The 24,401-nt window shown below is 45.5% G+C and carries 26 protein-coding genes and 2 pseudogenes; 15 read left to right on the forward strand and 13 right to left on the reverse strand.

All coding sequences use genetic code 11. The annotated features are described in order from the left end of the window. Positions 1 to 11 precede the first annotated feature (11 nt). Positions 12 to 1,730: an ABC transporter ATP-binding protein gene (locus tag AC787_RS18795; protein ID WP_054026184.1), complete on the forward strand. Its 1,719-nt coding sequence runs from the start codon at positions 12 to 14 to the stop codon at positions 1,728 to 1,730. 501 nt (positions 1,731 to 2,231) lie between these two features. On the opposite strand, the gene AC787_RS18800 is transcribed toward AC787_RS18795, so the two are convergent. Next, on the reverse strand, positions 2,232 to 2,897 hold the full coding sequence (locus AC787_RS18800) for a YitT family protein (protein ID WP_054026185.1): 666 nt from the start codon (positions 2,895 to 2,897) through the stop codon (positions 2,232 to 2,234). Between the two features lie 152 nt (positions 2,898 to 3,049). Here AC787_RS18800 and AC787_RS18805 point away from each other — a divergent pair, with 152 nt between their 5' ends. The 6 genes and pseudogenes from AC787_RS18805 to AC787_RS18825 all read left to right on the forward strand — a co-directional run bounded on the left by AC787_RS18805 (position 3,050) and on the right by AC787_RS18825 (position 6,174). Further along, a complete protein-coding gene (locus AC787_RS18805; RefSeq protein WP_054026186.1) occupies positions 3,050 to 3,487 on the forward strand; it encodes an Lrp/AsnC family transcriptional regulator in 438 nt (145 codons plus the stop codon). A 30-nt stretch (positions 3,488 to 3,517) separates the two neighbouring features. Further along, on the forward strand, positions 3,518 to 4,630 hold the full coding sequence (locus AC787_RS18810; protein ID WP_054026187.1) for a threonine aldolase family protein: 1,113 nt from the start codon (positions 3,518 to 3,520) through the stop codon (positions 4,628 to 4,630). Between the two features lie 358 nt (positions 4,631 to 4,988). Further along, complete coding sequence (locus AC787_RS18815; protein WP_235561008.1) at positions 4,989 to 5,216, forward strand: hypothetical protein; 228 nt, start codon at positions 4,989 to 4,991, stop codon at positions 5,214 to 5,216. 210 nt (positions 5,217 to 5,426) lie between these two features. After that, complete coding sequence (locus AC787_RS35410) at positions 5,427 to 5,579, forward strand: hypothetical protein (protein ID WP_162531873.1); 153 nt, start codon at positions 5,427 to 5,429, stop codon at positions 5,577 to 5,579. Beyond that, positions 5,560 to 5,646: pseudogene (locus AC787_RS33345) on the forward strand (VOC family protein); the annotation flags it as partial. The gene AC787_RS35410 and the pseudogene AC787_RS33345, both read left to right, overlap by 20 nt. A 69-nt stretch (positions 5,647 to 5,715) precedes the next feature. Further along, positions 5,716 to 6,174, forward strand: coding sequence for a GyrI-like domain-containing protein (locus tag AC787_RS18825; protein WP_082360847.1), 459 nt, complete (start codon positions 5,716 to 5,718; stop codon positions 6,172 to 6,174). A gap of 64 nt (positions 6,175 to 6,238) precedes the next feature. On the opposite strand, the gene AC787_RS18830 is transcribed toward AC787_RS18825, so the two are convergent. After that, positions 6,239 to 7,288: an ATP-binding protein gene (locus tag AC787_RS18830; protein ID WP_235561009.1), complete on the reverse strand. Its 1,050-nt coding sequence runs from the start codon at positions 7,286 to 7,288 to the stop codon at positions 6,239 to 6,241. A gap of 256 nt (positions 7,289 to 7,544) precedes the next feature. Here AC787_RS18830 and AC787_RS34860 point away from each other — a divergent pair, with 256 nt between their 5' ends. Further along, positions 7,545 to 8,444 carry a DUF4275 family protein gene (locus AC787_RS34860; protein ID WP_054026191.1) on the forward strand — a complete coding sequence of 300 codons (900 nt, stop codon included), beginning with the start codon at positions 7,545 to 7,547 and terminating at the stop codon, positions 8,442 to 8,444. Here AC787_RS34860 and AC787_RS18840 read toward each other — a convergent pair. Further along, entirely contained in the window at positions 8,420 to 8,983 is a 564-nt protein-coding gene (locus AC787_RS18840) for a hypothetical protein (RefSeq protein ID WP_054026192.1), read from the reverse strand. The two genes, AC787_RS34860 and AC787_RS18840, sit on opposite strands and share 25 nt — an antisense overlap. Before the next feature lie 288 nt (positions 8,984 to 9,271). Between AC787_RS18840 and murD the strand changes: the two genes are divergently transcribed. The 4 genes from murD (at position 9,272) to AC787_RS18855 (ending at position 12,666) form a co-directional block, all read left to right on the forward strand. Continuing rightward, a complete protein-coding gene (murD, locus tag AC787_RS18845) occupies positions 9,272 to 10,603 on the forward strand; it encodes a UDP-N-acetylmuramoyl-L-alanine--D-glutamate ligase (protein ID WP_054026193.1) in 1,332 nt (443 codons plus the stop codon). Between the two features lie 329 nt (positions 10,604 to 10,932). Continuing rightward, positions 10,933 to 11,436: a VanZ family protein gene (locus AC787_RS18850; RefSeq protein ID WP_054026194.1), complete on the forward strand. Its 504-nt coding sequence runs from the start codon at positions 10,933 to 10,935 to the stop codon at positions 11,434 to 11,436. A 285-nt stretch (positions 11,437 to 11,721) separates the two neighbouring features. Beyond that, positions 11,722 to 11,880 carry a hypothetical protein gene (locus tag AC787_RS34130; protein WP_161807551.1) on the forward strand — a complete coding sequence of 53 codons (159 nt, stop codon included), beginning with the start codon at positions 11,722 to 11,724 and terminating at the stop codon, positions 11,878 to 11,880. A gap of 177 nt (positions 11,881 to 12,057) precedes the next feature. Beyond that, a complete protein-coding gene (locus AC787_RS18855; RefSeq protein ID WP_054026195.1) occupies positions 12,058 to 12,666 on the forward strand; it encodes a LysE/ArgO family amino acid transporter in 609 nt (202 codons plus the stop codon). A gap of 479 nt (positions 12,667 to 13,145) precedes the next feature. Here AC787_RS18855 and AC787_RS18860 read toward each other — a convergent pair whose 3' ends face one another. The 8 genes from AC787_RS18860 to AC787_RS18895 form a co-directional block, all read right to left on the reverse strand. Continuing rightward, positions 13,146 to 13,886, reverse strand: a complete 741-nt coding sequence (locus AC787_RS18860; RefSeq protein WP_054026196.1) for an ABC transporter permease — start codon at positions 13,884 to 13,886, stop codon at positions 13,146 to 13,148. Between the two features lies 1 nt (position 13,887). After that, positions 13,888 to 14,616, reverse strand: a complete 729-nt coding sequence (locus AC787_RS18865; RefSeq protein WP_054026197.1) for an ABC transporter permease — start codon at positions 14,614 to 14,616, stop codon at positions 13,888 to 13,890. Beyond that, positions 14,613 to 15,527, reverse strand: coding sequence for an ATP-binding cassette domain-containing protein (locus AC787_RS18870; protein ID WP_054026198.1), 915 nt, complete (start codon positions 15,525 to 15,527; stop codon positions 14,613 to 14,615). The genes AC787_RS18865 and AC787_RS18870 overlap by 4 nt, the downstream gene beginning before the upstream one ends. Before the next feature lie 93 nt (positions 15,528 to 15,620). Continuing rightward, positions 15,621 to 17,009, reverse strand: a complete 1,389-nt coding sequence (locus AC787_RS18875; protein ID WP_054026199.1) for a sensor histidine kinase — start codon at positions 17,007 to 17,009, stop codon at positions 15,621 to 15,623. Next, on the reverse strand, positions 17,006 to 17,680 hold the full coding sequence (locus AC787_RS18880) for a response regulator transcription factor (protein ID WP_054026200.1): 675 nt from the start codon (positions 17,678 to 17,680) through the stop codon (positions 17,006 to 17,008). Before AC787_RS18880 ends, AC787_RS18875 begins: the two co-directional genes overlap by 4 nt. Positions 17,681 to 17,871: 191 nt before the next feature. Then, positions 17,872 to 19,095 (reverse strand): cation:proton antiporter, encoded by a 1,224-nt coding sequence (locus AC787_RS18885; protein ID WP_054026201.1) that lies wholly within the window; start codon positions 19,093 to 19,095, stop codon positions 17,872 to 17,874. Between the two features lie 2 nt (positions 19,096 to 19,097). After that, complete coding sequence (locus AC787_RS18890; protein ID WP_054026202.1) at positions 19,098 to 19,589, reverse strand: cation:proton antiporter regulatory subunit; 492 nt, start codon at positions 19,587 to 19,589, stop codon at positions 19,098 to 19,100. A 48-nt stretch (positions 19,590 to 19,637) separates the two neighbouring features. Further along, positions 19,638 to 20,000 (reverse strand): hypothetical protein, encoded by a 363-nt coding sequence (locus AC787_RS18895; RefSeq protein ID WP_054026203.1) that lies wholly within the window; start codon positions 19,998 to 20,000, stop codon positions 19,638 to 19,640. Between the two features lie 212 nt (positions 20,001 to 20,212). Here AC787_RS18895 and AC787_RS18900 point away from each other — a divergent pair, with 212 nt between their 5' ends. Beyond that, positions 20,213 to 20,674: a cupin domain-containing protein gene (locus AC787_RS18900; RefSeq protein ID WP_054026204.1), complete on the forward strand. Its 462-nt coding sequence runs from the start codon at positions 20,213 to 20,215 to the stop codon at positions 20,672 to 20,674. Positions 20,675 to 20,805: 131 nt separating this feature from the next. Here AC787_RS18900 and AC787_RS18905 read toward each other — a convergent pair whose 3' ends face one another. Beyond that, entirely contained in the window at positions 20,806 to 21,921 is a 1,116-nt protein-coding gene (locus tag AC787_RS18905) for a glycoside hydrolase family 88 protein (protein ID WP_054026205.1), read from the reverse strand. 141 nt (positions 21,922 to 22,062) lie between these two features. Between AC787_RS18905 and AC787_RS18910 the strand changes: the two genes are divergently transcribed. Beyond that, positions 22,063 to 22,926, forward strand: a complete 864-nt coding sequence (locus AC787_RS18910; RefSeq protein WP_054026206.1) for a helix-turn-helix domain-containing protein — start codon at positions 22,063 to 22,065, stop codon at positions 22,924 to 22,926. A gap of 95 nt (positions 22,927 to 23,021) precedes the next feature. Here the strand turns inward: AC787_RS18910 and AC787_RS35415 are convergent. Beyond that, positions 23,022 to 23,144: pseudogene (locus AC787_RS35415) on the reverse strand (HD domain-containing protein); the annotation flags it as partial. A gap of 53 nt (positions 23,145 to 23,197) precedes the next feature. Between AC787_RS35415 and AC787_RS18915 the strand changes: the two are divergent. Then, positions 23,198 to 24,394 (forward strand): MFS transporter, encoded by a 1,197-nt coding sequence (locus tag AC787_RS18915; protein WP_235561010.1) that lies wholly within the window; start codon positions 23,198 to 23,200, stop codon positions 24,392 to 24,394. The last annotated feature ends 7 nt before the right edge of the window (positions 24,395 to 24,401 follow it).

Here is a 24,401-nt window from a genome sequence, read left to right on the forward strand (position 1 = left end):
AGGAGTTTACGATGCTTTTACGCTTTTTTGCCTACTACAAGCCTTACAAGAAGCTTTTTCTTCTTGATTTCTGTTGTGCGGTACTGCTGGCAGTACTTGAGCTGTGCTTCCCCTTGGCAGTCAGTTATGTAATAGATACGCTGTTGCCGGACGAGAACTGGGGGCTCATCGTTACAGCCTGCGCAATCTTGCTTGTGATTTATATCATTAATACTTTATTGCAGTATGTTGTTACATACTGGGGCCATATGCTTGGGATTAATATTGAGACAGACATGCGGAAGAAGCTGTTCGACCATGTGCAGAAGCTGTCTTTCCGATTCTTTGACAACACGAAGACCGGTCATCTGATCTCGCGTCTTACGAATGATTTATTCGAGATCGGCGAGGTTGCCCATCATGGCCCAGAGGATATGTTCATTGCTGCGATGACGCTCGTCGGAGCGTTCGGCATCATGGCGTATATTAATCTGGAACTAGCTATTCTTACCTTTGTTATTGTACCTATCATCATCTGGCTCGTTCTCATGTTCAACGGTAAAATGACGAAAGCTGCGAATCGGTTGTTTTCGGATATGGCCGATTTTAACGCACGCGTAGAGGATACGGTTGGCGGTATTCGTGTTGTTCAAGCATTCTCGAACGAAAGCCATGAGAAAAAGCTGTTCAAGGTGAACAACCTGCGTTTCCGCGAGGCGAAGCTTATTTCGTACAAAATTATTGGTTTGAACTCTTCGATTACCTATATGCTGATGAGACTTGTCTCTGTATTCGTGTTGATTGCAGGCACATGGTTTGTTATTAAAGGCGATCTGAAGTACGGCGAGTTTATTAGCTTTGTTTTACTCACGAACATCTTCTTCAAGCCTATTGAAAAAATCAATGCGGTTATCGAGAGTTATCCGAAAGGCATTGCCGGTTTTAAGCGTTATGTGCAGCTGCTGGAGACAGCACCTGACGTTGCGGATAAACCAAATGCCGTGGAGGTTGACCGCTTAAGCGGAAATATTGCATATCGGAATGTTACGTTTGGTTATGAAGGCGAGGCGAAGGTGCTTCAAAATATCGATCTCACGATCCGTGCAGGCGAGACGATTGCGTTCGTGGGACCTTCCGGCGCCGGCAAAACGACGCTTTGCAGCCTGCTGCCGCGCTTCTATGAAATTGAAGGCGGAAGCATTTCCGTCGATGGCTACGATATTCGCGATTTGAAGCTGGATTCGCTGCGGAAGCAGATCGGAATCGTGCAGCAGGACGTGTTCCTGTTCGCCGGTACGATTAGAGAGAACATCAGTTACGGTAAGCTTGGCGCGTCGGATAAAGATATTTGGGAGGCTGCGCGCAGAGCGAAGCTGGAGGAATTCATCCATGCTCAGCCGCAGGGGCTGGAAACGGTAGTTGGCGAACGCGGCGTTAAGCTGTCCGGCGGACAGAAGCAGCGGCTTGCGATTGCGCGGATGTTCCTGAAAAACCCACCTATTCTCATTCTCGATGAAGCTACATCGGCTCTCGATACCGAAACGGAAGCAGCAATCCAGCAGTCGCTGGCTGAGCTGTCTGTGGGCCGGACTACGCTCGTTATTGCACATCGACTAGCTACGATCAAAAATGCAGATCGCATTGTCGTCGTCACGGAGCAAGGAATTTCCGAGCAAGGCCGCCACGAAGAACTCGTATCGGCGGGCGGCATTTACAGCCGTTTACACCATGCGCAGTTTGGCAACAGATAATAATTGGCTCATTAATTGCAAAGAAGGCTACCGATATTCATGAATCGGTAGCCTTCTTTTTATAACGAGGAGCCGCAGCTTCCTAGCAGAATAATCACCGATAAGGATCCTGCTTTGGACTCGTACACTGAGCAGAAGCTCGCACCCGACACCCCACACCCCACACTCCTCAGAGTCACACCTAAAGGTTGAATTTGCCGCCTACATTAATAGGTTTAATCTTAAGCTCGTCTCTGCATTGCACAAAGTACAATAGAAACCTAACATAAGGCTTGATAGGAAGGGCTACGTTGCAGAAATGCAGCTGAATGAGCGTCGTAAGAGGTAATTTGGATTGATTTTGAGGATTCTATTGTAGAAACTGCAACGTAGCAGGGGAGGTTGCTTTAAAGGGTCCACTACATTGTATAAAGTGCAATGTAGAAACTAAGCACACCCTCCAAGATAAGCAGTTACGTTATAGATGCGCAGTGAGGTTCAGCCCCGCATTTGTTAACGTAACTAAAGATCCAGCCTTGTTGATAATGAGGTCACAGCGTCAGACGGTACTTCCTTTTTATCTTGCTTAGAGCCGGTCTTCCTTCTTTTATAGAACGACAAGTAGGCTGATGTAACGGCAATCGATAAAGCAGATAACAATCCACTCTGAAGCGAGAATACAGATAAACTACTGATCACAACCAGAAGATCGAATACGAAGTTGGTCATTCCAGGATTGACGTTATATCTCTTCTGCAAATAAATCGCCAGTATCGTCGCGCCTCCGAGAGATGCACCGTTACGGAACAAGGCGGTGATGCCTGCCCCAATGAATACTCCTCCAACGATCGATCCGATCAGTGACGGAATCGTAAAGGCAGGTAATATGTCGTTCACAGCGCTTAATGAGGAGAGGAGTGCGATAGCAACAATGGAATTGAAGGTAAAGGATTTGCCCATATAAAAGTAGGAGAAAATTAAAAATGGAAGGTTGAGCAATACAAATAAATAGTGGAATGAGACTTGCAGCAGGGGAGATAAGCTTAAAGAGAGTCCCGCTGTTCCTCCAGTGACGATATGCGAATGCTTTAGAATGATTAATCCGCCGGTAGTAACGAAGCAGCCTATTGCAATATGAAGCCATTTATTGATGTTTTCCTTCATTTTGTTATCCGATCTCCGAATCATCACGTATGCACCACCTGCTTAAGTTTGTTACTATAAGAATACAAAACAGCACGAATCGGATATATGATAAACAGAATGAAAATGATGTAAATTTATATAACATTGAATTAAATTACAGCCTTTTTACTGCAAAATGAAGGGGGCTAGTGATAATGGATCAATTGGATCGAACGCTTCTCCAACTGCTGCAGGAGGATGGGCGAATGACGGTAAGTGAGCTGTCCAAACGATTGGCTCTGAGCCGTCCCAGCATATCAGAGCGTCTGCTGCGTCTACAGGAGAAGGGTGTCATTACTGGGTTCGGCGCTCGAGTATCGCCTGCTGCAATCGGCAGAAACATACAGGTGATCATTCAAATGAGCGAATTGAAGGTATTTCCGATGGAGTTTGAGAAGCGCATCATGAATGATGATGAAATTATCGAGTGCCACCGGGTAACGGGGACGGTCAGCTATATTTTGAAGGCGGCGGTAACGGGGATGGATGGGCTAAGCGAGCTCGTAGAGCGACTCATGCCTTTCGGAAATGTGAACACGTCGGTCATCCTTTCTTCTCCCGTGATGAACCGGACTATACTGCCGAAGGAATAAACAACCAATATAAAAAAGGGGTCTTACAGGATGGAAAAAACAACGACACTAATTCAAGCATATAATCAAGCCAGCTACCCTTTAATCGGTCATGGAAGACGGAATGTGCAGGTGCTGAAAGAAGCGCTAGGGCAATGGGATGATGAGCAGGATAGCGATATGTACGGCAAGGGGGTACTAATCGAGAATTTTGAGGAACGAATGGCAAGCCTGCTTGGCAAAGAATCGGCTGTTTTTTTCCCCAGCGGTACAATGGCACAGCAAATTGCGCTCCGGATATGGTGCGACGAGAAAGGGATTAAGAAAGTTGGCTATCATCCCTTAAGCCACCTGGAAATTCATGAGAAAGACGGCATGAAAGAGCTTCACCATCTTGAATCGGTATTACTGGCGGATGAAGAAAGGCCTGTCCTTCTTAAGGATCTGCTTGACCTGAAGGAAGATATCGCTTGTTTGCTTCTGGAGCTGCCGCAGAGGGAAATTGGCGGACAATTGCCGGAATTTGCAGAGCTTGAAGCCATGTCGGCATTTTGCCGTGAAAGAGGGATAAAGCTTCATCTGGATGGAGCTAGGTTGTTCGAGATTCTTCCTTATTATCGAAAGTCGGCTCGAGAGGTATGCTCGCTCTTCGATAGCGTGTATATCTCGTTCTACAAAGGAATTGGCGGGATTGCAGGAGCTGTCTTAGCCGGAGCTCGTGATTTTACAGAAGAATCGAAGACTTGGAAAAGACGTCACGGCGGTGATCTAATCAGCCTGTATCCTTATATTATCGCCGCAGATTACTACATGGAGCGGCGGCTCCCGCATATGGAGAAGTATTATAGGGAAGCGCAGGAGCTTGCTGAATTATATAACGGGTGCCATCGAATGAAGACCATCCCTGAAGTACCTGTTTCCAATATGTTTCATGTTCACTCGACAGCAAAGAAGGAGCAGCTTGAGCTGATCCTAACCGATATCGCTATAGAAACAGGCATCGGCTTGTCACAGTCAGTGCGGGATAGAGGTGATGATGGCTCCTATTTTGAGGTTAACATCGGTGATCGGTATGGCGTGGCTCCCAAAGAATCTGTTGTAAAAGCTTTTCGACTGCTGGATTATAAGCTGCGGCTAGGTGCTGGGAAGACGCCAGCTAAATGAAGGGCGTATTACACGTGAAAAGCTGCTGGTAGCAATCCATGATATTAGCACATAAAGTGAAATGACGCTAAAGAAGGAGTGATCCATTCTGAAAAAAATCATTTTACTAATCGTTTGCTGCTTCCTCGTATTTGGTGGTACTTATGTTTACTCGAAATCCAACCCGCCTATAGCAGCAGGGGCGAGCTCTTCAACAAACGATAGACATATCGTCTTAGTTGAAGTTGGCAATAAAGGTTTAATCGGAGATATTGAAATCGACGAGGTACTAATAAATGCAGGCACTGCACCTGCACGGGTTAAAATGCAAGTGAGCACTCCTTCAAAAGGATTTATAGTTTCAGACCGTTTCGAGGGGATGGAAGAACAGGATTATACTTTTAAAACGATAGACGAGGTAATAATCCCAACAGGAACATCACCGCAAAAACAAATGGAAAAAGTGAATAGTGGTACGGCAACAGATGCGGACAAAATTTACGCCATTACGATAGGTGATGAGAAAACAATTGAAACTGTCACCATCAAATATCGCCACCTCGGTATTTCACATAAAAAAACGATATCGACTAAGGGAGTTCAATGAGTTATATCATCTTTAACATAAAGAATGATTAAAGAGGTTAGTCTTTTATGAGGCTAAACGTTGGATTTCGGTGTGGGTTTCAAACTATGGAATAGTACAAAGGAGGTATTTATTCATATGAAATATTCCATTTGTGCTTGGGCAGCTTCTGTGGGATGTATCATTTTGAGTTGCCTTTTATTGTTTTGGAACCCATATACGAGGATGCCGGTGGACGATCAAACGATTCTAATCGTTTTTATCATGTTGATACTACCCGCTTGTATAGGGATTTTAGCTGCTGCATCCATACCGAGTGTTTGGAATCTCTATGGTGCGGTGCTCATTTTATATGCCATTTCTCTTGGCCGCTTATCCGTTTAGTGAAAAATTTGGATGGGTTGCAGATAAATACGGTGTTTCGTGGCAATTAACCCTTGAAAAAAGCTGATTGTTAAGAGGTCATTTCATTCGAAATCTATTTGACAATTCTTCTAAAATCCACGATAAATGAGGTTGTATGATGGAAAACAATCGTCTACAAAATCAACCCTGTCTTGTCAGGCTTAATGAGATGAAGCTGGTGGGGCTCCCCATTACCCATCCGTTTAATGGAACCTCGGAAATCTTGAAGCAAGCAAGAGAGAGATTCGAAGAACGCAGAACTGAAATTCAAAATGTACAGAACCCTGAACGATACATATGTGCACATTTTAATTCTGAGGTTATATTCACTTATTGTTTCTGCATGGAGGTTAGCGAGTTCGGTGAATTGCCAGAAGGTATGATCTCATTTACAATCCCTGCACACCGGTATGGAGCTATCAGATGCGATGGCGATCCATACGAATCGATTCATAGCTATTTAAACAACCATGGCATTATTAATAACCCTAAAGCGCTCGCTTTGGAGGTTTACCACTTCGCAAACCCAAAGTTCCCTGAAGAAGTCGATGTTTACATTCCAACCCATGAATAATAGTGATGCAGAAGATAGTGGACGTATTCCGCCGTCTTCTGCATCACTCGAGCCCATCTTAAAGCTACTCTAGCATTTCAGCTTTTAGGTTGGGGAATTTCAATTGTATTTCCGCTAAACGATCTATTATTGCTGCCTTATCAAAATGATATTTAAAAATATCCGGATTTGGCTTGAAGGTAATGCTGGTGCCCGTTTCTTTAGTCATTCCTAAGACAAGCAGTTCACTTTGCGGAATGCCATGTTTAAAATCTTGACGAAATACTTTCCCTTCACGGCGAACCTCTACGGAAAGCTGTTCGGATAAAGCGTTAACCACGGGCATATTTATGCCTTTTAGCCCATCTGAGGCTACCACGGATGCGCTCTTGTTATAATGCCCAAGCTCTGTAAGAACGGCTTGTACCGGAGTCTTCTTCGATTGAGGAAAGGCTTGAATCGGAATACCCCTACCATTATCAGAAACGGTGATGCTCGTATCACTGTGAAGTACGATATTAAGCTCCGTACAATATCCAGCTTGGTGCTCAAACAGCGAATTATCTATTACTGCCCATAAAAGATAATGCGGATCGTACCCCTCGTTATTTTCACCTAAATAGGCCTCTACGTTATTTCTAGCCTCAGTAAGTTCTATATAATGGCTCGTATCATGCAGGTCAGTAATGGCAGTCAACAAGAGCAGCAGCGGCAGGGTTCGATGAGCAGGCAGCGAATATTTTCCTCCGCGTTCTTCTTGGACTAAAAGATCGGCACCAAGCAAAGCTTTGGTATGGTGATAAAGCTGCCCAGTGGTTCCTAAGTTTAGCCTTTCTACGATTTCAGAGCCGGAGAGCGGTTCCTGTAAAACAGCAAACAAGATGTCGAGCCGTTGCTTATTCCCGAGTGCCGCTAAAATTTTTGCCACTTTGTCCGTATCAAGGCCGAGTAAGTGATGGACTTCCTGTTGTCTGGGGTCCCACCTGAAGCCATTATGTCCACGATATTGCCCCGAATAAAATATAGTGCCTAAATCTAAATCGTGCTCGATTCCATCTGTTAGTTGATCTTGGCTCAGCGAAGCGGTCTGAGAATGTTTTTGAGAAGGACGAGCATTAATCACTTGACTTAACATTTGCTTGAGCTCGTGCATTTCCTTGGTAAGCAAATCAAGCTCAGTTCCGTAATCTCTAGAAGTTGTCAAACGACATCACCTCATATTATTATTGTTTTACGTAATTACGTTATAAAGTAACAATATCATAATTCCAGTGAATTGTAAACATCACCCAAATAATTTGTGGTACGATGAAGAAATATTTCATTGTAATCATGATCGTTGATCGTCATGCACGAGGAGTAGCAGACCTAGCATTTAAGGGGGGTAAGCATTGTTTTCGAAAAAGAGGCATGTGAGGATTGATTGGGAATGCTCAATTGAGGACGAAACAGATGCTCGAGTCAGTGTCCATGTAACATTTCCAGATTACTCCCAGTGGGTAGCTAATTTTTATACGGTTAAATGTATCGAATCCATCCGTAACGATCATCTGAGCAGAGGGTACAATGAGTTCGTGTGGTCAGAAGAATATTTAATTATTGTCGATAAAATAAGCCGATCGCATATTGAAAACATTGTTGATGAGAGTATTGAACAGAATACATTCGAGTATTTGTTTAAATATTTCTGCATGGTCCGAGTATGGGAGACTAAACAATATCCTGATGGTTTCTTCGAAACCGGGCCAAAGATTAACTCCGATATCGTAATGCGTCAAGCAGGTAGACTGTACGAAATGCTGGAGCATGCCAGCGATGAATTGAAGGAAAATATAAAGCGTTTTTTGTTTGATGATCGTAAGGTTAGGATCGAGCACCTCAAGCTGGTACCCAAACTTGAAGCAAAACATATGAGTGTGGCTCAGGCAGAGCTTGAGGGTCGTGACATGAAGCGCGAGTGGGAAGACGTTTTTGCAGAGGGTTTGGATGCTCAAGAAAAGATAAATATTTATATGGAACAATATTTATGGCATATTTTCAGCTATTCAAAAAAACCATGCCTAAGTGATGTACAAGCTGTGGAAGCCTTCCGCAATGAAACTAAGAAAGCGTGTTATGTCTTCTATCAGGGGCACGATTTAGCTTTGCTAATAGAAGATGCAGCACAATTAATGCCTGAGGATCTGGAAGACGAGCAGGACATTTATATCGTAGATAAGGATTTTAAGTGGACCTATGTGGTGACCCATGAATCAGAATTAGGGCCTTATTTCTTGGAGATAGGCGGATAGTTAGGGTCCCCAAATTGAATGACAACAGTGCCGTGAAAGTTTTGAGGAATGTGATGAATAACAGGTCTATGTTTCTCGACCTCCGAGTTCAGCATGTGAATTGGCAGGTAAATGATAATTAGTGAAGTGAGTAAAAAGACCAGATAACCCCGCTCTTTTATAGCAACGAGAGAGCCGATGGTAAATATGAAAGCTGAGCTGGCAAACAGCAAAATGAACAGTCCGAACTCAGGAGAAAAGAGATCCTGTAACCGCCATATTCCTAGGCCCATCATAACGGTGACGGAAGCTGCCGCAATAATACTTAAAACAATAAGCAGGGCAGTCCGCAGCAAGATAGCCGATTTTCTCCAGCGGAACATAAGGGTATAGAACGGAAGAATTAGGAATAGATACGAGGGGAGCGTCCAGCCGATAAGCTTGCTCGATTCACTCCCGAGGCTTTGATCATATACGAGTTCCAAAAAAGTTATATAAGCGAATACACCTGCAAAATAGCTGGCTATAGCTACTAAAACGTAAAATAGCTTTTGTTTCATTGGGTTAACACCTCTTCTTTTCGAATGGGAGCTTTGTACCTTTCAAGCATAACGTTGTACCGAATATAGCAATAGTTCTATCTTTTGTAGTACCGAGTTAACAACGTAAAGCACCTGGATCAGACAGGTAAAAGCAACAATACACGTTACCCTATTCAACTACCATGAAAATTCATCCTTTGTGTTGCAGGGCTAATTATTGCGCTGTATGAATGGCTAACGGGCAGGCAGGATAGTTCCAATATGTGGTATATTTGATTTAATGACATTCTATAAGCGGAGGTGCTTATGAATCCTGCTTTTGACACCTATATCCAATCGCTGGCCGGTCGGGACGTGACCATCATCGGCGCCGGCGTCAGCAACTCACCGCTGATCCGCATGCTGTGCTCAGCAGGGGCGCGCGTCACCGTACGCGACCGCAATCCGGCTCTGCCACGGGAGGAGTGGGACGTTCTAGGCGTCGGTTTGCGCCTAGGGGAGAATTACCTGGATCGCGTTGGGGGCGATATTGTGTTCCGCACTCCGGGCATGCGCCCAGACCATCCGGCGCTGGACTCGGCCCGCGCTGGCGGCAGCCGTGTGACTAGTGAGATGGAGGAGTTCTTTGCGTTGTGTCCTTGTCCCATTTTCGGCGTGACCGGTTCGGACGGTAAGACCACCACCACGTCGTTAATTGCAGACATGCTGGCAAACGGGGGGCGAACGGTGCATCTGGGCGGCAACATTGGCACGCCACTGCTGACGCGCGCTGGCGAGATGTCGCCGCTGGACGCGTGCGCGGTCGAGCTATCCAGCTTCCAGCTGATGGACATGACGCGCTCTCCCCATGTGGCGGTCATTACCAACCTCTCGCCAAATCACCTCGACTGGCACCGCGATATGAATGAATATACCGCCGCCAAGCGCCGCCTGCTGGATTTTCAGAGTGCTGGCGACCTTGCCGTCCTTAACGGCGACAACCCGGCGACCGCCACACTGCGCGGGCGTGGGCGGACCAAGTATTTCGGCGGGCACACAGTCCGCGATGGAGTGATCGATGGTCTGGTACCTATCAGTGACATTCGTTTACCGGGGTGGTATAACGTGGAAAACGTTATGGCTGCCATGACCGCCGTGAGGGGGACCGTGCCGGACGAGGCAATCCTAGAGACGGTACGCACCTTTGTCGGCGTGGAGCACCGAAACCAGTGGGTGGCAACTGTGGGCGGCGTGCATTACTACAACAATTCAATCGGCTCTAGCCCCGCCCGTACCGTCGCCACTCTGCACGCGCACGTGGGCCGAGTGCTGCTGATCGCCGGCGGGAGAGATAAGAAGGTACCGTTTGACGTGATGGCCAGACTACTGCCTGATCATGTCAAGGTGTTGCTGTTGATCGGCGAAGCGGCCAGTCAAATCGAGGATACAGCGCGCAGAGTGCCGAGTTGCCCCCCTATTTTCCGTTGCGAAGGCTTGGCCGAGGCCGTGGCGCAGGCGCACAAGCTGGCCGCACCGGGCGACACGGTACTGCTGAGCCCTGCCTGCACCGCGTTTGACCAATACCGCAACTTTGAAGAGCGCGGACGCCACTTTGTAGAGCTGGTCGGGACGCTGCGTCGGTCGGAGGGAAAGGATTGAATAAGACATGGGCGTTTTCCGGGAAACCCTGATTGCCCGCATGTGTGGCTAACGGGGAACGATAGTTAAACATAAAGGGTTCCACATATTAGTCATGTACAATATGTAGAACTCTTTATTTTATCTGACTTTTTTATATTTGGCTTTTGATAAACTCGGAAAATTAAGTATTAGACTAACGGTGCTTCATTAAGCTAATGGGCAGTATAGCGCAACTTCCATAACATTTAAAGCATCTTAATTTCAGACTCTCTATTTACAGGAAATGGAGATGTTCTCAATCCAAACTCAGTTAGGTTTAAAAATGGAAGGTGTGTATTAGGTCATTAATGAATACTATGGATAAACAATTTACGATAATAAGAGTAGCATTTTTAATCACTTTTCTAGTTTATTTGCTTTTATTATTAAAAGTCATATTGTTTAAAGTTGCATCTCCATTTACCATCATGGATTATCTCCTTAATTTTAATTTGAATAATTTCAAACGTACCCTTAATTTAAGTAGTAACTTTGTGCCTTTTAAAACTATATCAGGTTATGTTTTTCATACGTCAAACCAAAATATTGTTATCAAGAACGTTGTGGGCAATATTATCATTTTTATTCCCTTTGGATTTTTGTTACCAGTGATTGCTGGGAAAAAGCTAAACATTGTTCAACTTATTACTTTTTCTTTTTTATTGAGCTTATGTCTTGAACTCATTCAATTGTTTTCTCGAATAGGTAGCTTTGATGTTGATGATTTATTGTTAAATACTCTCGGGGCAATACTGGGTTTTTTTACACTGAATGTTATCACCAAAGTAATAAGACATACAGTAAGAAAATGAACTAACTTGTCCAGTCACAGTTACGCTAACGGGTAACGATAGTTGAATAATTCATATGGATGAGCAGGCGCTGAGGTGGCCTGCTCATTTTATTAAGCTAACGGGCAGTATAGTTAAGAAAGTAAGGGGTATTAGTTGAAATTGAATAAGGTTTTAAGAATGCGCTATTTCAAGAGTAACTTTTTCTCCGATATTCCGTCTAAATGGATAGATATGGGCTAATATAGGTTGTGCCGACATTAATGTTAAATAAAAAATAATCAAAAGGAAAAGGTGACTTGAAAAATGCAGCAGGCAATCGTTGTTTATTACATATCCGAAAAGAAAAACAACCTCGATGAATTAAATAAAATGCTTGAGAATGGGTGGAAAGTAATAAACCAAAGAGCGATGGGTGGCGAATGTGGTACCGCTGTTTATTCATTAGTAATTCTTGAGAATTAGCTAAAAAATCATTAAGCTAACGGGTCACGATAGTTGAACACAGAAAGGGCTGCCATATGGTAGCCCTTCATTACGCTAACGGGCAGATTTGCTCAACTAACGGGAGTTTGCTTGAAGTAAAGCATTATGATAAATTATTGGATACAAATCAGCTTAGAGAATGGAGAAAATCATTAGATGTTTCAAGCAATMATACAAGGAATTTTGTTATCATTTGGTCTAATCTTGCCGTTAGGTGTACAAAATGTATTTGTTTTTAATCAAGGTGTTACGCAACCGAGATTTATTAGGGCTTTACCAGTAATAATTACAGCATCACTTTGTGATACTGCACTCATCTCATTAGCTATATTAGGGGTATCAGTATTAATATTTGCCATTCCGACTATTAAGACAATATTATTYTTGGTGGGAATACTATTTCTAGCTTATATGGGGTTCGTAACGTGGAAAAGTAAAGCGARTCGTAGCACKACTCAAGAAGAAGYATTATCTCCTAAAAAGCAAATTGCKTTCGCCGCATCTGTTTCATTATTAAATCCTCATGCAATCCTCGATACTATCGGTGTAATTGGAACAAGTTCCATTTCCTATTCTGGGATGGAAAAGCTAGCATTTACACTTGCTTGTATATTGGTGTCATGGATTTGGTTTTTTTCTCTTGCCTTAGTGGGAAGACAAGTAGGAAGATTAGATAAATCTGGCAGGTTTATCATTTTTCTAAACAAAGTTTCTGCCATTATTATGTGGGGAACAGCTGTATATCTTATTACACTATTAAACTAACGGGACACGTTAGCTCAATAAAACAGCAGCAGTCTAGGACTTTATTTTTTCATCCAGGCTTACGCTTTTTTTATAGTTAGAGCCAGTCTAATACTTTATTTTCTTTCTACATTAACCAATCATGCTGGGATAGCAGTCAGAGGGCATAACGAACAGGAAAATCTCCAGCTAATTTTACAATTGTACCCGTTACCGCTTAATTAGAAGGAAATACTCCCTTTAAATCGATGGAAATAAGCTGTTTTCTAAAATATTGCTTAGATTAGCGGGAGAAATTCCGGTTACATTCGTTTTCATCTGAAAAGAGCGAATTATAGCAGGAGAAATTCCTGTTAGTTTGTTTATTACGTAGCAAAATAGGTCGGACGACGACCGGAATGAGTAGAGCAGGAGAAGTGACTCCCTAATGTCTAAATAAAAAACGGTCAAACCCACATTCACAGTGGGTTTGACCGTTTTTGCAGTTTTACCTGAGCAGCTTACACTTCTTTACGAGTGAAATAAAGAAGACCGATTGCAAAAAATAAAACAAAGCTGCTCGTTATGGTAATGAGCAAATTTTCTAATGGAAGCGCGAAAGCGCCGAAGTTGTCACCCTCGAAGCTCAGCATCGCTAACATAGGTTGTGCCCAAGGGTAGAAGGGAGCGAATCGTTCAGAGTTAACAACAAGCATATTAGGCAGCGTCAGCATCACGTTAATAACAAGCGGAGCGGCGAAGCTGCTCCAGCTCACAGATACGAGCAGTTGAAGTGCTGCAAGCGGGAGACACGCAAGCCATCCGCTGCCTATTCCTTTCATAAGCATCTCCCACGGCAGTGGGCCATCTATGCCTTGATAGGACGCTGCTATGATGACTGCTCCTAGAAACAATAGCTGTGTGATGGCAAGGAGAACAGCGACTACGCTGAATTTTGCAAAATAAAGGCCGATTCTAGACACGGGAAGCGTCAACAGCTGCTTCCAGCCTCCTCCTACATGCTCGTATCTGCATACGAAAGCGGAGAGAATGCCTGTTAGAATAGGTAAAAATAGCATGGCATGGAACGAAGCCATTGAAGCAATGAGTAAGGCATATTGAGCAGATGCATCCGAAGAATCAAAAGATATTAACATTCCGAGAGCAAGCGACAGCAGCGAGCTGAGCGGAATGAGTATCCAAATGAAGGTTTTGAATAACTTAATCCGTTCCGCAGCAACTAAACGAAAGAAACCAATCATTTCAATTCACATCCTTTTTGATGAAATGAAAGGCGCCAACAAGTAGCAAGATGCACCCAAGTAAAAAACCTGCACCAACGAATAGTTCTCGCTGCGGATCCATATAACCAAGCATTGGCCAGTTTAAAGGCAGCAACTTTGACCAATCCTTTGAAATCAGACCTGTAAATATGGAGCTGATAGCGATCAACACGCCAAACGTAATGGGAATGGCTTGATTTTTCATGGTCATACAAAGCCATACGAACAGCGCCAGCGCCGGGAGCGATGCAACGAACGGCAGGAAGCAAAGTCGCAAAATATCGATTACAGGCATCTCTTTAAGCTCGAATCGCAACGATAAACCAAGCGCAGCGGTACCTACAGCCAGCAAAACGCATGATGAGAGCAGCAAAAGGAAGCTTAAGACAAATTTGGAGCGGAATACAGCTCCCTTGGAAATAGGAAGGGCGAGCAGCTGCTTCCACGCATTTGTGTTATGCTCGATATTTGCGAGCAGGGAAGAGACGAGTGTCACGCCAAGGAATAGTGAGATTGGAACGAACATTTGAATGTCCTGCAGCAGAACCTCCCAAAGTCTCCCCGCATATTTGTTCGTTAAATATTCATAACGGAGTCCGTAATTGAGAGCTTGCATAGCGATCAATCCGATAGGCCCAATAAAGATAAGAAACCATAGCCCCTTGCCGCGTATTTTCAAAAAGTCAGCCGAAAGCGCTTTGAGCATCATAGCTGCTTGCCCTCCCCGACAATTTGCAGGAAGAGATCCTCCAGCGATTTTCGTTTCTCCTCGACGCGGTAGATGGAATGTTCCCGTTCAACGAGATTTTTTACGATGCGTGCAAGGGCAGGGTTATCCGTATGCTCCAGCATAATTGCGGAACCGTTTTGTACAGCTTCCACGCCTTGCCGCTGCAAGACTGCCAAAGCAAGCTCTGGCTCAGACACGACAAGCGATATTCGGCCTTGTGCCTGCTCATGCAAATGGCTGATCGTATCTTGAAAGACGAGCTCCCCTTGCCGAATAATACCAACCGTCCCTGCCGTAAGCTCTACCTCACTTAACAAATGACTGGATATAAGGACGGTTATGCCATGCTGCTTAGGCATTTGCTTAATTAATTCGCGTATCTCTAGTATGCCGGATGGATCAAGTCCATTTGTCGGCTCGTCGAGAAGCAGCAGTTCCGGGCTGCCAAGCAATGCGCTCGCGATGCCTAATCGCTGCTTCATCCCAAGCGAGTAGCCTTTCACTGGACGCCTCGCCTCCTTAGTCAGGCCAACGATGTCCAATACTTCAGTAATCTTGGATGTAGGAGAGCCAAGAATACGGCGAATAGCTTCCAAGTTATCGACGGCACTTAAATGCCCATAATACGAGGGATACTCGACGAGCGAGCCGACTCGGCGTAATATGGATAACCGTTCCTTCTTCAACGGCTGTCCAAAAATATGGACAGACCCTCCCGATGGCTGGATTAATCCGAGCAGCATGCGGATTGTCGTTGTTTTACCAGCGCCGTTCGGTCCAAGAAAACCATATATATCTCCTTTTGCTATTTTCAAGTTCAGGTTGGACACCGCATAACGCCCTTTATAACGTTTGCTTAGCCCTTTCGTTTCGATTACCCATTCATTCACGTTAATCACCTCAGTACTTACATTAACGGATGAAGGTTAAACGAAGAGTTCCCCAAGTTTAAATTTTGTTTAAAAAAACAACAGTGCGTCTGCTCAATTTAAATAAATATAAATGGTCGTACCACTTGCTTGGTTATCCATATGCCAATCGAGCTTCATTTCTTTCAGTAGATAGTCGACAATGGCAAGACCAATGCCAGCGCCCTTGCCCATCGAAGCAGTCTCCAGTCCATTGCCGCGATCTCGAATAACGAGCGCAGATCGGCCTTGATATCGCTCTACGGTGATGCCAATATATTTGCCGCCTCTCGCATGCCTTGTTACATTTTGGAATAAGTTATCCAGCACGCGGCGGAAACCCGCTTTATCAACATCACGAAGCATAGAACCATCAGGCAGCTCCACTTCAGCAACGATACCTTCCTGTTCCCAAAGAGGATACCAGGACGCCGCGCTTTCACGAACTAACCGCAGCAAATCCTGAGGTTCGAGCTTAAGCGGATAGCGTCCGCTGGTCATGAGCGTGTAGGAGAGCAGGTTTTCTATGAGACTGTCTAAGCTGATGATTTTTTGCTCCATTTGCTTGACCGCTGCTTGCGCGCTCGAGCTTAACGGTTCCTTATGCAAGGAATAAAGGTGGCTGTTCATAACGGTTAATGGGGTCCTCAGATCATGCGATAAGCTGGCGATGAGCTGCTTGCGAAGCTCCTCTTCTGCACGCTCGCGCTCTGTGCTCTCCCGAAGCTGCTCAACCATTTGATTAAAAGCCGCCTCCAGCTGCCCAATTTCATCATTTTTATTTAATAGGATCGGCATGGGCAGACCATTGTCGCCGTGCAAAGTCATAGCTGTTTGCAGGCTGAGCAGACGCTTGCGAATATGCCGGAAGAAAAGCAAGGACAACAAGAAGAAAAAGGCGAACATAATAAACAGAAACCCCAGATAAAAAGGTGTTCCCGATCCGATCGGTTTATCTAGCTGAATAACAGAACGCGGCAGCTGCATCACCATGAAGCCAGACTCTTTGTGGTCTGCCCCAAGGAATGAGACGATCGTAAAGGGATCGCTGTCGATGCTTGCCTTCATGAATTGAATCGAGCGGGCAGGCGTCCACTTGCTTGGCAGCTGTTCTTGGGTCGGAAGTTGCAGCCTTGTTGAACCGGTAGAGTCGACCCAGAAGAAGGAGGCTTCGGGGTAAGTTCGCTTAAGCTCTTGAAGCTTGCTGTCTATCTGAGCGGTATCGCTCTCTGTCAGTTCTGCTGCTTGCTTATGCCACATTAAGCTTAGGTCTTTCCCGCTGCCGTACTTCAAATAGTTCATATTCGTCGATTGTGTATTTTCTTGAATGAGCATATAAAGAATAGAAGTTATCGGGAATATGATCGGGATAAATAGAAAGGCAAATAAAATGATAAGCAGGTAGCGAGACAACAAGGTTTGGCGGAATTTCATGCCGCCGGTATGTTTTTTAGGCTTTTTCATGCGCGTACCCGATAGCCGATGCCGCGAACCGTCTCAATGATTTCAGGGGCAGCGGGGTTACGCTCAATTTTCTCCCTCAAATAGCGGATGTGCACCATTAACGTTTTATCTCCTTCAATGAAGGATTCTCCCCACACGGCCTCATAAATTTGTTCTTTCGTAAGCAGTTGTCCTAAATGGCGCAGCAGGTAGCTGAAGATGTGAAACTGCTTGCCTGTTAGCATGATTTCTTCCCCAGTCTCGCGGTTTTCTACTCGGTTTTGCTGCTCATAGACGAGCAGATGCTTAATAGCCAATGGTTCAGCATTGCGCGCGCCCGATCGGCGGAGAAGCACTTCCACGCGAGCGGTTAACTCATCGGGATGAAAAGGCTTGGTGAGGTAGTCGTCAGCGAATTGCAAGCCTTGCAGCTTATCATCAATGGATGTGCGGGCTGAAAGCATCAGAATAGGAATATCCGGTGCAGCTTTTTTAAGCCGCTGTCCAATGGTAAAGCCATCAAGTCCCGGCAGCATGACATCGAGGATGACAAGTCTGCAGCCAGCAGCGGCCTCAAGCGCATGTTCGCCGTTCTTCAACCATTCAACTTTATAACCTTGCTCTTGCAAATGCTTTGATACGAAACCTCCGATCTCGATATCATCTTCAATATATAGCAGTGATGCAGTCATATTCGAAACGTTCCTTTCGTTATTTCAATTCGTTTCCTTATTTTAGCTGTTCTGTTTCGATTATACGGCAGAGCTCGGCGGATTGCATGCCCTAAAACATTGCTTGAAGTGGAACAACCGCTTGGATCTAATTGAAAAAAAGAAAGGGACCTAGCCGATAATGGCTAGATCCCTTTGTTCTATTTGATACGTCAGCCTTCGCTTTCAGGCTCCTGTACTTTCTTTTTCTTTTCCCATCTGAATATTGCGTTTAACCCTTTGAATACCAGCTTCGACTCCTTTGTCAGAAGTGGTCCCATTATCGCAAGAATGAGTACATACAAGGCGGCGAATGGCTGCAGAAGCTCAAGCAAGCCGCCTGCTTTGCCGAGGTTCGCCATAATGATGGAGAACTCGCCGCGAGATACGATGGTCAGTCCGATATTGGCGGATGCCTTCGGCGATAAGCCTGCACTTTTTCCTGCTAACATGCCGGCTAAGAAGTTGCCGAATAGTGTAACGCCAACCGCTCCAAGCGACAGCCATACAGCTCCGCCTAGCGCGAAAGGGTCGATGGTCAGACCGAAGCTGAAGAAGAATAGTGCGCCGAAGAAGTCGCGGAAGGGCAAAATAAGATGCTCAATCCGTTTCATGTGAACAGTCTCAGCCAGCACTAAGCCTACGAGTAGCGCGCCAATTGCCTCCGCTACGTGAATCGTTTCGGAGAAGCCTGCCACGAGGAACAGGAAACCGAATACAAGCAGCAGAAACAGCTCATTAGAGCGAATATTGAAAATTTTGTTAAGAAGCGGCGCAGCTTTCCTTCCTATAATCAAGAAAAGCAGCATGAAGCCTAATGCATAGGAAGCAGAAAGGAGTACTCCGCCTAAAGTTGACGAATCACTGAGTACGAGCCCAGAGAGAACGGAAATATATACAGCAAGGAAGATATCCTCGAACATAATGATTCCGAGAATCATTTCTGTCTCTGGGTTTGCGGTCCGTTTTAAATCGACGAGCACCTTCGCAACGATAGCACTCGACGAAATCGTTGTAATGCCGGCGATGACCATCGTTTCTTCAATAGGGAAGTCGTTGATCCAGCCAAATAACAAACCAAGTGAAAAGTTGATAAGAATATAGATGGTTCCGCCTACCGCAATCGAGCGACCCGATTTCATTAATCGACCCACAGAAAACTCCAGACCTAAATAGAACAGGAGGAACAGCACGCCTAGCCGCCCCATGAATTCAATTAGTTCTGCACTATGAATAAACCTAAAGTCCAGTATGCCTACGTGAGGCGCATGAGGACCTACGGCCATGCCGATTAAAATATAAAACGGGATGACGGAAAACCGAATTTTTGCAGCTAACAGCCCGACTAAGGCGATGAGTATAACAGCAAGACCGATTTCCAGCACCATGTGATCCATAATTAACGGCTCCCATTTTGCAGTATCAGCTTAAGAAGCTTCAGATGCTGTCGTTCACCTGCAACGATAAGGGTAGTATCTGCCTTGAATATATAGTCGGGGCCGGGATTAATATGCTTTGCTTCCTTCTCAACCGCAGCGATAATCGTCGCTCCAGTCGTTTGGCGAATATCGGCCTGGCCGATCGTTCTGCCAATGCATGCGGCGTTTGGTTCAATCTTGTACCATTCAATCGTTAGATCATCGAGCGCGACTTCAATCGTTTCAAGCGCTTTCGGCTTGTAGGTCATACCGCCAATGATGGCAGCGACTTGTCTTGCTTCTTCATCCTCAAGGGTTACCATGGAAATGCTATCGTCTGGATCCTCATAGTCAAAGTGATACATCTCACGGCGTCCGTCATCATGAATAATAATGACAAACTTATCGCCGCTCCTCGCCATAACTTGGTATTTTCGGCCAATACCGGGCAGATCGGATTCTCTAATATTCATTGTGTATGCCTCCTCATTTGTTGTTAGTATACGAACAAAATGAGAGGATTAACCAACGAAATGGGATGTGAATTTAATCGGAGTCATTAGTAGATCGCGCAATCGCTGTCGATAAGATGTGACGAGTGCGGATAGGGTTGTGGATCGCCAATAAATAAGCATGAGAGCATGCACATAGGCGGCAACGAGTACGTTTTCCGGTAAAAATGTTTTGGCTGTGGTGCTCTGCTTGCGCACGGTTGATGTCGCATATTTCGCTGCCGTATTAATTCGGCTTGCACCAGCTGTTAGCTCAAACATATTGCCAGCTTGGTAGGCGAACAGAGCTGCAAAAAGCAGCGGAACAATAAGGAACAAGTTCATTAAATGCTTGCGACTAAAGCGACGGAAATCAAGTACGCCATTGTTCATCTGTCCACCTCCAAAATGATTTCGTTAATATAAGTATAACTTATAAATTGAAAATTAAAAAGTCGATGTTACATTTTAACATAGAAAAAATGAAAATAGCCCTCTATTCCCACCTGTTTAATGAATTGACGATATACCATAAGCGTTATAAAATAAGTAAACGATTTTTATATACGAAAAGTACGTAAAAGAGAGAAAGAAGGTTGAAATGGATGGGAGTAGGAGTAAAACAGTTGTCGCCGCTCGTACAAACGCTTGGTTTGAAGGAGCATGTCGAGGGTGGATGGTACAAGGAGATTTGGAAAGCAGGCTTTACAATACCGCAGGAAGTGCTAGGCGCTCCATATTCAGGATCACGTTTTGCAGCATCATCGATTTATTTTCTACTGCATCCAGGTGAGTTTTCGGATTGGCATAAGGTTTACTCAGACGAGTTGTGGATGTGGCATTCTGGCAGCCCATTGATGCTAACGCTTGGCGGCACAGAAGATGCGCCGGAAACTAGAAAAGAAATTATTGTTGGACCTGATGTGTTGGCAGGCCATCAGCCGCAGGCATTGGTGCCGGCTAACGAATGGCAAATGTCACACCTGCTAGGGGACGAGCCCGTACTTGTTTCTTGTGTAGTAGCACCTGGTTTCCATTACGATGATTTTCAACTCATAAAGCGATAATTTACTATCATTAAATAAATGACGAAGAGCCATCCGAGGAGTGAAGTTCCTTTGCCGGATGGCTCTTATTTTGCAATTAAGAAGCAGGCAAAGATCAAAAAATGACTTTAAAATAAACGGCATGAGGCAGGTTAAAAGATTCGGTGGCTCCAGCCGTTAAGCTTGGCGAATGCTTCTACGAAGTAGTAGTCCCCGTATATAAGTGATACGTTGATGTTGGCGTTTCCAGGCTTATGTCCGGTACCTTGGAGAAGAATCGCTTCATGGTCCGGATTGTCCCAGGTTGCATAATTCACGCTTAGTGAATACAGGATTCTCTCGGCAGCCGCGTTATAGATTCGGCGTTCCGCGGATGGTACCAGCTCAGCAAGTTCGAGCAGACCGGATGCTGCGATGGCGGCAGCGGAAGTATCGCGCGGCTCGTTTTCTATGTTTTCTACGCGGAAATCCCAATACGGCACATGGTCTTCCGGCAGGGCGGCGACAAAGTAATGCGCTACTCGCTTCGCCGCGTGCAAATAACGCTCAAGCCCGGTGCATCGGTAAGCAATCGCGAGGCCATAAAGCGCCCAGGCATTGCCTCGGCTCCACGCCGAAGAGCCGGAAAAGCCTTGACCGCCCAGCGGTTCTATAAACGCGCCCGTCTCCGGATCAAAAGATAAAATATGACATACCGAGCCATCTTCGCGAATGGCGTAACGGAGGAAGGTGTCCGCGTGACGTATCGCGATATGCTTGTAACGCGGGTCGCCTGTCGTGCGGCTTGCCCAGAACAATAGGGGGATATTCATCATGCAATCAACAATGGCCCAGCCGAGAGCCTCTTGTCCGTTCCACGCACGAATAAACTCGCCATTCACGTTGAAGCGGCCCGCGAGGAAGTTTGCCGCCTCCAAACCGATTCGCAGACCTTCCTGATCGCCCGTTAATTCGTATTTGATGACAGCGGTCGGCAGAAACTGAAAGCCGACATCGTGATGCAATTGTACGGGATGCTCGCAGAAGCAGCGCTCCAGCTTGGCGTCCCATTCCCAAGCGGCTGCCCGGAATAACTCTTTCCCTGTTGCATCATGCATAATCCAGAGCATGCCGGGCCAGAAGCCGGACGTCCACCAGTTATCGTCTGTGCTGTCATAGATGCCGTTGGCTTTTGCCACATGGGGCGTTTTATCTCCGATTTGGTTTATCATGCGCTCTACCTTTTCGGTTAATTGCAACAATATTTTTTCTTTGTATGCCTGATTCATATTATAGTAATCCTCCTCGTTGACACATGATTGTGATTAAGCTGCTTGCTATCATTATAGTCTCTGACAAATGGGCAAAGTTACGCTACAATGGTTAAAAATGTTGTTCTGTTGACTTGTTGAAATGAAGGGGTGCAGTTAGTGAAGGGGACGCTGTTTCAGGAAATGGACTACGGGGGACTGTCTTTTCTTTGGTCATACCGCAACTGGTCGCAGCAAGATTTCGTGGGGTACTACCACTTTCATAGGGGTTTCGAGGTGCTGGCTGTGCATCAGGGGCACGGCACGGTTACCGTCAATCAGAAGACGTACGAGCTTAAGCCCGGCATGCTGTTTTATTTCGAGCCCTATCAGCTGCATAATATTTATGTGGAAGTGGATGAAAGCCGGCCGTATGAACGCAGCGTCTTTCATTTCGACCCTGTATTTATGAAGGGCTACTTAAGAACGTTTCCGGCTCTTTATGACGTCTATAAACGAATGCTTCAAGGGCTTATCGCTTTGCAGGGTATAGATATGATGGATTGCAATGAAGAGTTGAATGCCGCTTGCTCCGCATTCCAGAATAGCCTGCTCGCTTCCTCCGCCAGCAGCAAGGAAGAGCAGAGCGCGCTTTATTTGTTAAAGGTGTTGTCGTTAATTAAACGAAAGGTGATTCCGGGGCCCAAGCAGGAGGAACATATGAAGCCGATTCGCCAATCGGAACGTGTTATGGCATGGATTGAAAATCATTACGGGGAGCCCTTTCAGCTGGAGCTGCTTGCGGACGAGCTCCATATGTCCAAATCTTATCTGTCCCGGCTGTTTCGGCAAGAGACGGGTAGCAGCATTACGGGCTATTTGACAGCCCGCAGAATGCAGCAGGCTTGCAGTCTGCTTCAAACGACGAACAAATCCGTAGAAGTGATCGGCGAGAAGGTAGGGTTTACGAACACCTCTTATTTTATTAGCCTGTTCAAACGGATTATGGGCGTATCTCCGCATCAATACCGCCTAAGGCTGTAGCGGGGAGCAGCGGTAATAGAATAGATGCTTCGTTTCCGAACGTACAGCTATCGACCACGCTATCTCCGAACAGAACTCTTTCCCTAATATCATAGATGGAGCTTGATTTGACCAAACTCTTCGTCGGTCAGCTTGCCTTCTTTGAATAAAACATCGTCACGAACATCAATTTTGCCGATATCATGTAGGAGTGCCGTTTTGTGCAGAAGATCAATTTGCCGATATGGGAAATATAGGCGCAACTACTAGCAACAAGAGAGGAATTAATATCGTGAAGGAATCGCTGTGGACCAAACCGTTTGTTTTATTAATCTTGTCTAATTTATTTTTATTCCTATCGCTCGAGATGCTGCTTCCTACGCTTCCTATGTTTGCGGCAAATAAAGGCGGATCGGATGCGGAGATCGGACTCATTATTGGTTTATTTACATTTTCAGCTGTTTTACTAAGGCCTTTTGTCGGTATGGCTTCCGATAAGTTCGGCAAAAAGCTGCTGCTCCTCGTTGGTGTAGCCATTTGCTTAATCGGCACGGCCAGCTATTACGCTGCAGTGACGATCACGATGATGCTTATGCTTCGTATCGTGCATGGTGTGGGCTTCGGTATTTCCACGACCTTGTATGGAACGGTTGCTTCGGACATTATACCTGCTTCTCGCAGAGGTGAGGGCATGGGGTTCTTCGGTACAGGAAATGCCGTAGCCATCTCGCTCGGGCCCTTCCTGGGCATATGGTTAATGGAGGAATTTGGCTTCTCCGTATTGTTCATTGTTGGCGCATGTATTTTGCTGCTCGCAATTGTCTTTACCGCTTTCGTAAAAGGGGATTCCAAAGAGGAGAGGGCAAAGGCGCAAATTGCGACAGCTGCTCAAACGTCTCTCATGCTTCGATTTGTGGAGCCAAAGGCGCTTATGCCTTCTTTGCTTGGTCTGCTTGTGGGCTTGTCTCTGGGCGGAGTTATCAGCTTTATCACATTGTTCGGCAAAGAAACGGGCGTACAAAATATCGGATTTTTCTTCTTGGTACTCGCAATAAGCGAATTTCTGATTCGATTTATTAGCGGCCGGATTTTTGATTTGAAGGGAAGGTTCTGGGTATTGTTTCCTGCGGCTATCTCTTGTATCGTGGGCTGCATAATCCTTTATATGACCAAATCTACAGGAACGCTGCTGCTTGCAGCCGTATTTTATGGAGCGGGTTTCGGGGCTATTTTTCCTGGCTTGCAGGCTTGGGTGATTGATAGGGTGGAACCGCAGCGCAGAGGGGTAGCGACCGCAACTTTTTACAATGCTTTCGATATTGGAATCGGCAGCGGCGCGATGCTGCTTGGGCTAGTAGCTACATGGACCAATTATGCGACGATGTATCTGTTTTCCAGCTTGTTTTTCGTCATTTACTTAGTTGTATATTTCGTTTATGAGAAGCAATTAAAGCAAGATCATTTGTCTAGGATGGTAAAGCGATCGTAGCCGAGTG

This window comes from Bacillus sp. FJAT-28004 (genome assembly GCF_001280845.1).
Taxonomy (GTDB): Bacteria; Bacillota; Bacilli; order Paenibacillales; family Paenibacillaceae; genus Pristimantibacillus.